Genomic DNA, 11,714 nt, shown 5'->3' with positions numbered 1-11,714 from the left:
GAACCCTCTGCTGCTCTGGCTGCCGCCAAGAAGGGGGGCCGCGGCGCTGGCGTCAAGGCGGAGGAGAGAAACGGAGAAATTCAGGAAGGCCAGGCAGCATGTTCTTTTTTGAAAAAAAGAACCAAAAAACTTTTTCAGAAAGCGTCCCGCCTCGGGCCTGAGGCGGGACGCCAGACTGAAAAAAATCAGGTCCCGATGCCGCCCAGGGCGAGATACTTCGTCTCCAGATATTCCTCGATGCCGTGGCTGGAGCCTTCCCGCCCCAGGCCGGACTGCTTGAAGCCGCCAAAGGGCACTTCAGCGGTGGAGATGATGCCCTCGTTGATGCCAATGATGCCGTATTCCAGCGCCTCCGCCACGCGGAAGATCCGCCCGACATCGCGCGCATAGAAATAGGCGGCGAGGCCGAATTCAGTGTCGTTGGCGAGGCGGATGGCCTCCTCCTCCGTGCGGAAGCGGAAGAGCGGCGCGACAGGGCCGAAGGTTTCCTCGCGGAAAATCGCCGCATCCCGCGGCACATCGGCCAGGACGGTGGGCTGGAAGAAATTGCCCCCCTTCGCATGCGGCTGGCCGCCGGTGACGATGCTGGCCCCCCGGGCCAGGGCATCGGCGATATGGGCCTGGACCTTCTTCACCGCATCGCCATTGATGAGCGGGCCCTGGGTGACCCCCTCCTCCATGCCGTTGCCGACCTTCAGCGCCTCGACCGCCACCTTCAGTTTGGCGGCGAAGGCGTCATAGACCCCCTCCTGCACCAGGATGCGGTTGGCGCAGACGCAGGTCTGCCCGGTGTTGCGGTACTTGGAGGCCATGGCCCCCTGCACCGCCGCGTCCAGGTCGGCATCGTCGAAAACGATGAAGGGCGCGTTGCCGCCCAGTTCCATCGAGGTCTTCTTGATAGTCTCGGCGCATTGCGCCAGCAGCACGCGCCCCACCTCGGTGGAACCGGTGAAGGAGAGCTTGCGCACCAGCGGGTTGCCGGTGAGTTCCCGGCCGGTGGCGGAGGACGGACCGGTGATGACGTTGCACACGCCCTTCGGCATGCCCGCGCGCTCCGCCAGCACGGCGATGGCCAGCGCCGAGAAAGGCGTCTGGCTGGCCGGGCGGATGACGCCGGTGCAGCCCGCCGCCCAGCCCGGCCCGGCCTTGCGGGTGATCATGGCCGCCGGGAAGTTCCACGGCGTGATGGCGGCGAAGACGCCCACCGGCTCCTTCGTCACCAGGATGCGGCGGCCCTTGGCGTTCTGTGGGATGGTCTCGCCGCAGACGCGGCGGGCCTCCTCGGCGAACCACTCGAAGAAGCTGGCGGCATAGGCCACCTCGCCCTTGGCCTCGGCAAGCGGCTTGCCCTGCTCGGCGGTCATGATGGCGGCGAGGTCGTCGGTGTTGTCCAGCATCAGCTGGGCAAGGCGGCGCAGGATGGCGGCGCGGTCCTTGGCCAGCATGGCGCGCCAGGCGGGCCATGCGGCATTCGCGGCCTCGATGGCGCGGCGCGTCTCGGCGGCGCTCATGGAAGGCACGGTGCCCACCAGCTCGCCGGTGGCGGGGTTGCGCACCTCCAGCACCTGGCCACTCGCGGCCTGGACCCACTGGCCATCGATATAATTCGCCTGCCGCAGCAGGTCCGGGTCCTTCAGCGGCAATTTGGTGATGGCGTCGAGCATGGCGGTCCTCTCCCCTTCTTGCGGCCGGCGCGGCGCGGGCCGGATATGAAGGAAAGGTAGGCAGGGTGGGGGCTGCTGTCAGCCCGCCCCGGCCCGGATCGTGGCGCACTTCACCGCGCGTGGCCACAGCCGCTCAGGGCGGCCTGAGATTCCTGGCTCCGTGGGCCTGGGGCGCCAAGGGACGGGTTTCCAACCGCCGCGCAGCTGCGGAGAGGGGCGAAGCCCCTCTCAGGAGCGCGTGCCACGTTGGCCCACGCTCCGCCGCACCTCAGGCGCTCAGGCTTGTGGAGGTGCCGGCCTGCTGGCGGGCGGGATCGTAGGCGGCCAGGGCGGCCATCAAGGCATCGCGCATGGCGGTGCCAAGGGCGGCGCTGTCCTCCTCCGTGGTGTCGCTGCTGGCGGACTGGGTGGTGGTGGTGCCGCTCCCCGTGTCGCCACTGCTGTCGCCACTGCTGTCGCCGGTGTCGCTGCTGGTGGCCGCGCTCATCTCACCCGGCGGCGGGCCGGGCGGCGGCGGTGGCGGCATCATGGCCTGCCGGGTGGTGGCGGTGTCCTCGCTGCCATCCGCCACCGCCGCGGTGGTGGCGGTGTCGGTGGTGCTGGCCTCGCTGCTGGCTTCCGTCGTCTCGGGTGGCGGGGGCGGCGGCGGCATCATGGCCTGGGCCGTGCCCTCCTCCGTTTCCTCCGTCGCCTCGGTCCCACTCCCCTGGAGGTCCATCAGGGCGGAGAGGGTTTCATCGGCGGGGGGCGGCAGGGCCTGGCCGGTGGCCTGGGTCTGCGTCGCGGGGGCGGCGGAGGCGGTGCCGCTCTCCTCGCTTTTCCTGCTGCTGGCCTGGGCCACCAGGTTGAGTTGCGCGGCGGAGGCCGCGCTGGAAAGCCCCGTCAGGGCGCTCAAGGACATCGCACATCATTCCTTCTGGAGGGTGCGGGCCAGGGCGGAGCAAGAGCGGGGCCGGGCGGCGGCGGCGGCCGGCGGGGCAGAACCGGCAGGATGTGCTGCGCGCCCGGCACATTCTGCCGGGTGGCAGGGCCTCAGGAACCGGCCTGGGCCGGCAGGCCATGCACGGCGAGGTCCAGCGCTTCCAGCAGCGCGCCGGCCTGCAGGGCGCGGGCGATGCGGCGCGCCACGCGCAGGCGGGGGGTGGATTTCTCCAGCACGATCGCCGCCCAGATCACCACGACGAGGCCGAGCAGCGGCATCACGTGCAGATAGGCCAGCACCAGCAGGATGCCACCATGCAGCGGCGCCATCCAGGCGGTGCCGATCACCGTCAGCGCCGCCGCCACCAGAACCACGGCGATGATCAGGTCGATGCGCGCCAGCCGCTGGCAGAGGGCGACCTCCCGCTCCAGCCGGGGCAGGGCATGGCCGAGCGGGTCTTCCACCATCGGCGCGCTGCCACGGCTCGCCAGGTAGCGGCGGGCGAGGAACTCAAGGCGGGCGCGGCTGGTCCAGGACGGCATGGTGGGGCAAACTCCGCTGGCAGGGGGCGCTTCTTGCGGCGGGCTGCATGTTGCAGTGCAATATATATGCGCCCTTCCCCACGCCCCTGCCAAGCGATCCTGCGCCATTTTGGTTGCGTATGGCACAGATCAGGCTCGCGCCCGGAGAGGATTTCCAGGGGAGATGTCCCCCGGCCTCGCCCCACGGCCGCCCTGGCCAGAGTGCGGGGCTGGTCCACATCCGTGCCCCTGAGCATCGCGGCATGATAGGCCAGGATCCGTCCAGGAAGCGCGCATAGAATGGGGGTGCCGCGATCAGGGCGGCAGGCCGCGGATGAAATCGATGAAGGCGCGCAGCGGCGCCGGCACCAGCCGCCGCCCCGAATAGTACAGGAAGGGGCCGGAAAAGGCCTGCCACCAGGGCTCCAGGATCGGCTCCAGCGCGCCGCGCTCGAAATAGGGCTGCAGCCAGGCCTCGAAGAGGTAGAGGATGCCGGTGCCGGCCACCGCCGCCTCCACAGCCAGATCGGTCGCGGCACCGATCCCGACCAGCAGCGGCCCCTTCGGCTCCACCCGCACCAGTTCGCCGCCGCGCTCGAACTCCCAGGCCATCACCGTGCCGCTGCTGAAGCGCCCGCGCAGGCAGGCATGGCCGAGCAGGTCGCGCGGGTGGGCGGGCCGGCCATGCCGGCGCAGATAGTCCGGCGCGGCGGCCAGGGCATAGCGCTGCACGCGCGGCCCGATCGGCACCGCGATCATGTCCTGCTCCAGCCGCTCATCGTAGCGGATGCCGGCATCGCAGCCCGCGCTCAGCAGATCGACGAAGCTGTCCTCGGCCGTCACCTCCAGCTGGATCTCCGGATAGGTGGCGAGGAAGGGCGGCACGATGCGCGGCAGCACCAGCCGCGCCGCGCTGACCGGGACATTCAGCCGCAGCGTGCCCGCCGGCCGGTCGCGGAAGCCGTTCACCACGTCGAGCGCCGCCTCCACCTCGCCCAGCGCGGGGCCGAGCCGCTCCAGCAGCCGCGCCCCCGCCTCGGTGGGCACCACGCTGCGCGTCGTCCGGTGCAGCAGGCGGACGCCCAGCCCGGCCTCCAGCCGGCGCACCGCCTCGCTGACCCCGGAGGGGCTGGCCCCGAGAAGGCGCGCCCCGTCCCGGAAGCCGCCTGCCCGCGCCACGGCGAGGAATGCGTTCAGGTCGCTGAGATTCGTCGCCATTGTTCGCCATTCCGCACAGCCCGTGCGGATTGTGCCCGGTTATCCGCCCACGCCAAGCCGCCTAGATCGGACCCGCATCCCAGGAGACCGATCATGACCCCTATCGACCAGGCCGGCACCTTCCCCCTCGGCGACCGCCGCGTGCACCGCCTCGGCTATGGCGCCATGCAGCTTGCCGGCCCCGGCGTCTTCGGCCCGCCCCGCGACCCGGACGCCGCGCGGGCCGTGCTGCGTGAGGCCATCGCCGCCGGGGTGGATCATATCGACACCAGCGACTTCTACGGCCCGCATGTGACCAACCGCCTGATCCGCGAGGCGCTGTCGCCCTACCCCGCCAGCCTCACCCTGGTGACCAAGATCGGCGCCCGGCGCGACGAGAAGGGCGGCTGGCTGCCCGCCGCCTCGCCCGAGGAGCTGACCCGGGCGGTGCATGACAATCTCACCCATCTGGGCCTGGAGGCGCTGGAGGTGGTCAATCTCCGCGTCATGCTCGACACGCATGGCCCGGCGGAGGGCAGCATCGAGGCGCCGCTGGCCACCCTGGCCGGGCTGCAGCGGCAGGGGCTGGTCCGCCATATCGGCCTCAGCAACGTCACCCCGGCGCAGGTCGCGCAGGGGCGCGGCATCTGCGACATCGTCTGTGTGCAGAACCAGTATAATCTGGCCCATCGCGGCGATGACGCCCTGATCGACAGCCTGGCGCGGGATGGGATCGCCTATGTCCCCTTCTTCCCGCTTGGTGGCTTCAGCCCGCTGCAATCGGCGGCGCTCTCCGAGGTGGCGCGGCGCCTGGGCAGCACGCCCCTGCAGGTGGCGCTCGCCTGGCTGCTGCGGCGCTCGCCCAATATCCTGCTGATCCCGGGCACGTCCTCCGTCGCCCATCTGCGGGAGAATCTGGCGGCGGCGGCGTTGCACCTGCCGGATAAGGTGTTGCCGGTGCTGGAGCGGATCGGGGCGAGGGTGGCCTGACAACGGCGGCGCGTGGTCTTGAGAGGGGCTTCGCCCCTCTCTGCACCTGCGCGGCAGTGCCGCGCGGCCACCAAAGGCCAGAGGCCTTTGGAAACCCATCAGCCCCCCCTGCTGGCGGGGTCTGGGGGGACCCTGTCCCCCCAGCGGAGGGGTTTGGGGAGGCAGCGCCTCCCCAAGGCTCCCCCTATTCGACGGTGACCGCCTTGGCGAGGTTGCGCGGCTGGTCCACATCGGTGCCGCGCAGCACCGCCACATGATAGGCCAGGATCTGCACCGGAATCGCGTGCAGGATGGGGGCCACGAAGGGGTCCACCGCCGGCAGCACCACCACCCGCTCGGCGAAGCGGGAAAGGGCAGCCGCCCCTTCGGCATCGGTGAAGGCCATGATCCGCCCGCCGCGCGCCGCCGCCTCCTGCAGGTTGGAGGCCGTCTTCTCGAAGAGCGGGCCGGAGGGGCAGAGGGCGATGACCGGCACCGCCGGGTCGATCAGCGCGATGGGGCCGTGCTTCATCTCGCCGGCGGCATAGCCCTCGGCATGGATGTAGCTGAGTTCCTTCAGCTTCAGCGCGCCTTCCAGGGCGATGGGGTAGAGGCTGCCGCGGCCGAGGAAGAGCACGTCCCGCGCCTGGGCCACCTCCTTCGCCATGGCCTCGATGGCGGCGCCATCCTCCAGCAGCGCGGCGGCGTGGGAGGGCAGTTCCAGCAGGGCGGCGGTGAGCCGCGCCTCCTCGGCGGCGGAGAGGGTGCCGCGCGCCCGGCCGAAGCCCAGCGCCAGGCTGGCCAGGACGGCAAGCTGCGCGGTGAAGGCCTTGGTCGAGGCCACGCCGATCTCGGGCCCCGCCACCGTCAGCAGCGTGCCGTGGCTCTCGCGGTCCATCGTGCTCTCCGGCACATTGACCACGGAGAGCACATGCTGCCCGCGCTGCTTCAGCAGGCGCAGCGCCGCCAGCGTGTCCGCCGTCTCGCCGGACTGGCTGACCAGGATGGCCGCCCCCCCTTCCGGCAGCGGCGGGTCGCGGTAGCGCAGTTCGCTGGCGATATCGGCATCGGTGGGGATGCGCGCCACCTGCTCGATCCAGTAGCGCCCGACCTGCGCCGCCAGATAGGCGGAGCCACAGGCGCTGAAGGTGATGCGCGGCACGGCGGCGGGGTCGAAGGGCAGCGCCGGCAGGGCCACGGCGCGGCTCGCCGGGTCCACATACTGCCGCAGCGTGTCGCCCAGCACGACCGGGTGCTCGTGCAGCTCCTTCTCCATGAAGTGGCGGTAATTGCCCTTGCCCACCGCCGCGCCGGAGAAGGCCGTCAGCTTGATCGGGCGCTCCACCGGGCGGTCCTGGGCGTCGAAGAACTGGGCCGAATGCGCGTCCAGCACCGCCCAGTCGCCTTCCTCCATATAGGCGATGCGCCGCGTCATGGGGGAAAGCGCCAGGGCGTCGGAGCCCACGAACATCTCGCCCTCGCCGAAGCCCACGGCCAGCGGGCTGCCCTGGCGCGCCGCGATCAGCTTGCGCGGGTGCCCGGCGAAGACCATGGCCAGCCCGAAGGCGCCATGGATTTTTTTCAGCGTCGCGGAGACGGCCTGCTCCGGCGTGGCGCCACCGGCCAGCAGGTGGTCGATCAGCTTGGCGACGATCTCGGTATCCGTCTCCGTCTCGAAGCGGACGCCCTGGGCCTCCAGCTCGGCTCTCAACTGAGAAAAATTCTCGATGATGCCGTTATGCACCACGGCCACGCGCGCGGTGGCGTGGGGGTGGGCGTTGCGCTCGGTGGGGGCGCCATGGGTGGCCCAGCGGGTATGGCCGATGCCGGTGGTGCCCGGCAAAGGCTGCGCCGCCATCACCGTGGCCAGGTTGCCGAGCTTGCCCTCGGCGCGGCGGCGCTCGATATGGCCATTCACCAGCGTGGCGATGCCGGCGCTGTCATAGCCGCGATATTCCAGGCGCCGCAGCGCCTCCAGCAGGCGGGGGGCGGCGTCCTCGCGCCCCACCACGCCGACGATGCCGCACATTACTTCTTCTCCTTGCGGCGGGAGGCGCGGAAGACGGCAGCCCCCTGGGGCTTCTCCTGGGCGCGGGCACGGGCGAAGGCCAGGGCATCGGGCGCCACGCTCTTCGTCAGCACCGAGCCGGCGGCGGTCATCGACCCGTCGCCCAAACGGATCGGCGCGACCAGCGTGGTGTGGGAGCCGACAAAGACCCCCGCCCCGATCTCCGTGCGGAACTTGCCGAAGCCATCGTAATTGCAGGTGATGGTGCCGGCGCCAATGTTGCTGCCGGCGCCGATGCTGGCATCGCCCAGATAGGTCAGGTGGTTGGCCTTGGCCCCCTCCCCCATCACGGCGTTCTTCAGCTCGACGAAATTGCCGACATGGGCGCCGCGGCCGACCTCCGTGCCGGGCCGCAGCCGGGCGAAGGGGCCGATGATGGCGCCCTGCCGCACCACGCAGCCCTCCAGATGGGAGAAGGCGCGGATCTCCACCCCATCCTCCACCACCACGCCGGGGCCGAAGACGACATTCGGCCCCACCACCACATCCTGGCCCAGCCGCGTGTCATGGCTGAAGGTGACGCTGGCGGGCTGGATCAGCGTCGCGCCATTGTCGAGGGCGGCGCGGCGCAGCCGGGCCTGGATCTCGGCCTCGGCCTCGGCCAGCTCGGCGCGGCTGTTGATGCCGCGCAGCTCCGCCTCGGCGGCTTCCACGGCGCGCACGCGGTGGCCCTCGGCCACGGCCAGCGGCACCACATCCGGCAGGTAGTATTCGCCGGCGCGGTTGTCGTTGCGCACGCCGCGCAGCCAGCGGAACAGATCCGCCGCCGGGGCGCAGAGCACGCCGGCATTGCACAGCCCCACGGCGCGCTCCGCCTCGCTGGCATCCGCCCATTCGACGATGCGCGTCACATCCCCGGCGGCGTCCTGCATCACCCGGCCATACTTCGCCGGGTCGGCGGGGCGCATGGCCAGCAGAGCCAGCCCGGCCCCGGCCCCAACCCCGGCGCGGGCGGCACGCAGGCGCTTCAGCGTCTCCGGCGTGATCAGCGGGTTATCGGCATAGAGCACGGCGACATCGCCGGGGAAATCGGCCAGCAGCGGCGCGGCCTGGAGCGCGGCGTGGCCGGTGCCCAGGCGCTCCGCCTGGACCACCGTGGCGTGCGGCGCGGCGGCCTGCTCCAGCGCCGGCATGTCGGGGCCCACCACCACCACGAGGCGGTCGAACACCCCCTCGCAGGCGGCGATCAGGTGGTTGAGCATGGGCCGCCCGGCGAGCGGGTGGAGCGCCTTGGGCAGGCGGCTCTTCATGCGGGTGCCGAGACCGGCGGCGAGGAGGATGGCAGCAGCGGACATGGGCGAGCATGTGCCCGGCCTCGGGCCATCCCGGCAAGGCCCCGAAGCGTCACTTCGCATTGCCGCACGAAACATGGCAAAGCAGCGGGGTCATGCAACGCACCGTGATCTTCGACCTGGACGGCACGCTGGTGGACAGCCTGCCCGACATCCAGGCCGCCCTGAACCGCCTGATGGCCTCCCGCCAGCTGGCACCCTTCCCGCGTGAGACCGTGGCCCGCTTCATCGGCGATGGCGTCGCCGTGCTGGTGCGCCGCGCCTTCGCCGCCCATGGGCGTGCGCCGGATGAAACGGCCCTGGCCGATTTCATGGCCGATTACGAGGCCCATGCCAGCGCCGAGACGCGCCTCTTCCCCGGCATGGCGGCGGCGCTGGACGCGCTGGACGCCGCCGGGTGGCGCCTCGCCGTCTGCACCAACAAGCCCGAGAAGGCGGCCCGCCTGCTGCTGGAGGATCTCGGCCTCGCCGGCCGATTCGCGGCGCTGGGCGGCGGCGACAGCTTCCCGGTGCGCAAGCCGGACCCGGCGCATGTGCTCGCCACGCTGCGCGCCGCCGGCGGTGAAGGCGGCCAGGCGGTGATGGTGGGCGACCACCACAACGACATCGCCGCCGGGCGCGGCGCCGGCCTGCCCGTGGTGTTCTGCGCCTGGGGCTATGGCCTGCCCGAGATGGCCGATGGCGCGCCAGTCGCGGCGGAGACCGGCGCTTTGGTCGGGATTCTGGAAAATATCATTCAGTGAAGATTCTTCTTTTTCAGCGAAGGATCTTCTTTTTCTGAAGAAAAAGAAGCAAAAAGACTTTTTTCAGGCTGCCGCCGTCTCCCGGCACAGCGGGACGCGACACTGAGAAAAGTTTTTTGGTTCTTTTTTTCAAAAAAGAACGCTTTCTTCTAATTCTTGGGCAAGCTGGCTTCCGACCAGGCCGGCTTGATCTCCACCAGATAGCCGGTGAGGCGGCCGAGCCAGCGGCCCGGCATTTCCACCCGCACCGGCAGGATGGGGCCACCGGGCACGGGGGCCGCCATCCAGGCGATGCCCTGTTGGGGCTCCCGCGCTTCCGGCCCGTCATCCAGCCGGAAACCGGCGAGTTGCCGGGCCTGGAAGCCGCAGCGCACCGCCTCGCCATGCCAGGCCTGGCCCCAGGGGGCGAGACGGTCCCGCCCCTCGGTCCGCGCGCTGAAATCGGCCCGGCGGCGGCCATCGAACACCGCCGCCTGCCCCTCGCACCGCCCGGTGGTGGCGAGGTTGCGCGTGAGCTGCGCCAGGGCGGAGAGGGAATCGATGGTGTTCTGTTGCAGCCCCGCGGGCACCGGCTCGCGGTCCGGGTCCGGGGAGGGCACGAGGAGGCGGGCCACCGGCTGGCCGGCCGGATATTCCAGCACCACCTGACGGGGCGTGCCGCGCCACAGGCCATCCCCGGAGTAGCGCAGGGGCCGGGCGGCATCGCCGGACCAGACACCTTCCACCGCGCTGGCCTGCTGGCCGCTGGCGAACCACCCGGCGAGGCCGGTGAAGCGGAAGCGGCTCTCGATCCGGTAGCGGCCGGGGGTGCCGAGGTCGAACAGGGCCTCGACACGCATCACCTGCATGCCGGCGGCCTGGACAGCATAGACGGCACGCAGCGGCTCGGCCCTGGCCGCGCGGGGCGGGGCCAGAGCCAGCAGGAGGCCACCCAGGGCGGCCACCAGAGGGGAAGCAGGGCGCCACATCATCGCTTTGACATGGGCCCGCCATGGCCCGGTGGGAAGGGTCCGCCACGGCCTTGTTCCTGGAAGATAATAACTCAACAACCCCGCTTGACGCTCCCCCGCCCCTGCCCTAAAAGCCGCCTCACCCCGATGGGTGCGTAGCTCAGCGGTAGAGCATCGCCTTCACACGGCGGGGGTCACAGGTTCAATCCCTGTCGCACCCACCATCGGGGTTTTTCTTTCAGTCTTGGGTTTCGCAACCGTTCTGGCGCCAGCCAGGGCGGGTTTCTGCGTTTTCTCCTTCACGCTCCACCGCCGGCACAAAAAAGCCCGGCATGCGGGGGAGCATGCCGGGCAGGCCCATCATGGCCAGGGCGTGAGAATGAGGGGGGGGGGACCCCCTGGCCATGAGAGCGAAACCTCAGAGCGGCGCGGGCACCTCCCCACGCGGCGGGCGGCCGCCGGCCGGGCCATGGCCATGCGGGCCACGCAGCTCGGAAGCCTCCAGCACGCCGTCATTGTTGCGGTCGGTCGCCCGGAACAGGGCCAGGGCCACCGCCCGCGCCTCGTCCAGGGTCACCTTGCCGTCACGATTGGCATCGGCGGCGCGGAACAGGCCATCCACCCGCTCGGCCATGCGGTGGCGCATCGCCTCGGGCGGGGCGCGGCGCTCGCCGGCGGGGCGGCGGGCTTCCCATTGCTGGCGCAGGAAGGCGTGCAGCTCGTCCAGGGTCAGGTTGCCGTCATGGTCGGCATCGGCCTCGGCGAAGCGGGCGGACAGGGCGTTCAGCGCCTCGGTCTCGGTGATGCGGCCATCATGGTCGGCATCGGCCATTTGCAGCAGGCGGGGCGGGCCGGCGGGGCGGTGCCGCCCCTGCGGAGCCGGCGCGGGAGCCGCCTGGGGCGCGGGCTGGGCCTGGGCGGGCTGGGCCGGGGCGGGCTGAGCCAGGGCAGACTGAGACAGGGCGGGCAGCCCTGAGGCCAGGAGGGCGACGCCCAACAGGCCAGCGCCAAGAGAACGGTTCATGCGGGGTCTTCCTCCAGCGGGATGCGGCTGTCCTGCCGCCTGGAGGGAAGATGGGCCGCCCTTGTAACGCCGGCGTTGCGGCCCGCCCGGAAAGGGGTGAGGAAATGTGACGCCCCGCGACAGAGGCGCGGGGCGCGTCAAACTGGCCCCGCGGGAGGGGCGGCGGGCCTCAGCGGCGCGCCGGCTCGCCGGGACGGTGCGGCTTGACGGGGGCCGGGCCGCGATGGGCGGCGGGGGCGGTGCGCACGCGGTTGCCGCCATCGCCCTGGGCGATGACGGTATTGGCCGCCACGCGGCGCGGCGCCGGGCGGGCGGGGGCGGCGCGCTGGGCGCGGGGGATGGCGGCCTCGGCGCGGGCGACCAG

The 11,714-nt window shown here is 71.3% G+C and carries 11 protein-coding genes and 1 tRNA gene; 3 read left to right on the top strand and 9 right to left on the bottom strand.

Annotated elements, in window-relative coordinates; genetic code table 11:
* Positions 1 to 185 precede the first annotated feature (185 nt).
* From NON00_RS05165 to NON00_RS05150, 4 genes are all read right to left on the bottom strand, one after another.
* Positions 186 to 1,664 (bottom strand): NAD-dependent succinate-semialdehyde dehydrogenase, encoded by a 1,479-nt coding sequence (locus NON00_RS05165; RefSeq protein WP_256018094.1) that lies wholly within the window; start codon positions 1,662 to 1,664, stop codon positions 186 to 188.
* Positions 1,665 to 1,932: 268 nt separating this feature from the next.
* Positions 1,933 to 2,565 (bottom strand): hypothetical protein, encoded by a 633-nt coding sequence (locus NON00_RS05160; protein ID WP_256018092.1) that lies wholly within the window; start codon positions 2,563 to 2,565, stop codon positions 1,933 to 1,935.
* A 131-nt stretch (positions 2,566 to 2,696) separates the two neighbouring features.
* A complete protein-coding gene (locus NON00_RS05155; RefSeq protein ID WP_256018090.1) occupies positions 2,697 to 3,128 on the bottom strand; it encodes a hypothetical protein in 432 nt (143 codons plus the stop codon).
* A 294-nt stretch (positions 3,129 to 3,422) separates the two neighbouring features.
* Positions 3,423 to 4,325: a LysR family transcriptional regulator gene (locus NON00_RS05150; RefSeq protein ID WP_256018087.1), complete on the bottom strand. Its 903-nt coding sequence runs from the start codon at positions 4,323 to 4,325 to the stop codon at positions 3,423 to 3,425.
* Between the two features lie 93 nt (positions 4,326 to 4,418).
* On the opposite strand from NON00_RS05150, the gene NON00_RS05145 reads away from it, so the two are divergent.
* Entirely contained in the window at positions 4,419 to 5,294 is an 876-nt protein-coding gene (locus tag NON00_RS05145) for an aldo/keto reductase family oxidoreductase (RefSeq protein WP_256018085.1), read from the top strand.
* Between the two features lie 184 nt (positions 5,295 to 5,478).
* Here the strand turns inward: NON00_RS05145 and glmS are convergent, their stop codons facing one another.
* Positions 5,479 to 7,302, bottom strand: coding sequence for a glutamine--fructose-6-phosphate transaminase (isomerizing) (gene glmS, locus NON00_RS05140; RefSeq protein ID WP_256018083.1), 1,824 nt, complete (start codon positions 7,300 to 7,302; stop codon positions 5,479 to 5,481).
* On the bottom strand, positions 7,302 to 8,636 hold the full coding sequence (gene glmU / locus NON00_RS05135) for a bifunctional UDP-N-acetylglucosamine diphosphorylase/glucosamine-1-phosphate N-acetyltransferase GlmU (protein ID WP_256018071.1): 1,335 nt from the start codon (positions 8,634 to 8,636) through the stop codon (positions 7,302 to 7,304). The genes glmS and glmU overlap by 1 nt, the downstream gene beginning before the upstream one ends.
* A gap of 92 nt (positions 8,637 to 8,728) precedes the next feature.
* Here glmU and gph point away from each other — a divergent pair, with 92 nt between their 5' ends.
* Positions 8,729 to 9,376: a phosphoglycolate phosphatase gene (gene gph / locus NON00_RS05130; RefSeq protein WP_256018068.1), complete on the top strand. Its 648-nt coding sequence runs from the start codon at positions 8,729 to 8,731 to the stop codon at positions 9,374 to 9,376.
* 149 nt (positions 9,377 to 9,525) lie between these two features.
* Here the strand turns inward: gph and NON00_RS05125 are convergent, their stop codons facing one another.
* On the bottom strand, positions 9,526 to 10,347 hold the full coding sequence (locus NON00_RS05125; protein ID WP_256018066.1) for a DUF3108 domain-containing protein: 822 nt from the start codon (positions 10,345 to 10,347) through the stop codon (positions 9,526 to 9,528).
* 128 nt (positions 10,348 to 10,475) lie between these two features.
* Here NON00_RS05125 and NON00_RS05120 point away from each other — a divergent pair.
* Positions 10,476 to 10,550, top strand: a tRNA-Val gene (locus tag NON00_RS05120).
* A gap of 194 nt (positions 10,551 to 10,744) precedes the next feature.
* On the opposite strand, the gene NON00_RS05115 is transcribed toward NON00_RS05120, so the two are convergent.
* Together NON00_RS05115 and NON00_RS05110 are read right to left on the bottom strand one after the other, a co-directional pair.
* Positions 10,745 to 11,350, bottom strand: coding sequence for an EF-hand domain-containing protein (locus NON00_RS05115; protein ID WP_256018064.1), 606 nt, complete (start codon positions 11,348 to 11,350; stop codon positions 10,745 to 10,747).
* A 169-nt stretch (positions 11,351 to 11,519) separates the two neighbouring features.
* The coding region (locus NON00_RS05110; RefSeq protein WP_256018061.1) for a hypothetical protein at positions 11,520 to 11,714 on the bottom strand (195 nt) is incomplete at its 5' end.

It is taken from the genome of Roseomonas sp. GC11 (genome assembly GCF_024437745.1).
In the GTDB taxonomy this organism is placed as follows: Bacteria; Pseudomonadota; Alphaproteobacteria; order Acetobacterales; family Acetobacteraceae; genus Pseudoroseomonas.
The sequence above is the reverse complement of the archived record's forward strand: the minus strand, read 5'-3'. Positions and strand labels throughout refer to the sequence as shown.

Excerpts from the sequence above, each read along its gene's own strand:
- NON00_RS05165 (WP_256018094.1), bottom strand. The coding sequence starts at position 1,664 with ATGCTCGACGCCATCACCAAATTGCCGCTGAAGGACCCGGACCTGCTG.
- NON00_RS05160 (WP_256018092.1), bottom strand. The coding sequence starts at position 2,565 with ATGTCCTTGAGCGCCCTGACGGGGCTTTCCAGCGCGGCCTCCGCCGCG.
- NON00_RS05155 (WP_256018090.1), bottom strand. The coding sequence starts at position 3,128 with ATGCCGTCCTGGACCAGCCGCGCCCGCCTTGAGTTCCTCGCCCGCCGC.
- NON00_RS05150 (WP_256018087.1), bottom strand. The coding sequence starts at position 4,325 with ATGGCGACGAATCTCAGCGACCTGAACGCATTCCTCGCCGTGGCGCGG.
- NON00_RS05145 (WP_256018085.1), top strand. The coding sequence starts at position 4,419 with ATGACCCCTATCGACCAGGCCGGCACCTTCCCCCTCGGCGACCGCCGC.
- glmS (WP_256018083.1), bottom strand. The coding sequence starts at position 7,302 with ATGTGCGGCATCGTCGGCGTGGTGGGGCGCGAGGACGCCGCCCCCCGC.
- glmU (WP_256018071.1), bottom strand. The coding sequence starts at position 8,636 with ATGTCCGCTGCTGCCATCCTCCTCGCCGCCGGTCTCGGCACCCGCATG.
- gph (WP_256018068.1), top strand. The coding sequence starts at position 8,729 with ATGCAACGCACCGTGATCTTCGACCTGGACGGCACGCTGGTGGACAGC.
- NON00_RS05125 (WP_256018066.1), bottom strand. The coding sequence starts at position 10,347 with ATGATGTGGCGCCCTGCTTCCCCTCTGGTGGCCGCCCTGGGTGGCCTC.
- NON00_RS05115 (WP_256018064.1), bottom strand. The coding sequence starts at position 11,350 with ATGAACCGTTCTCTTGGCGCTGGCCTGTTGGGCGTCGCCCTCCTGGCC.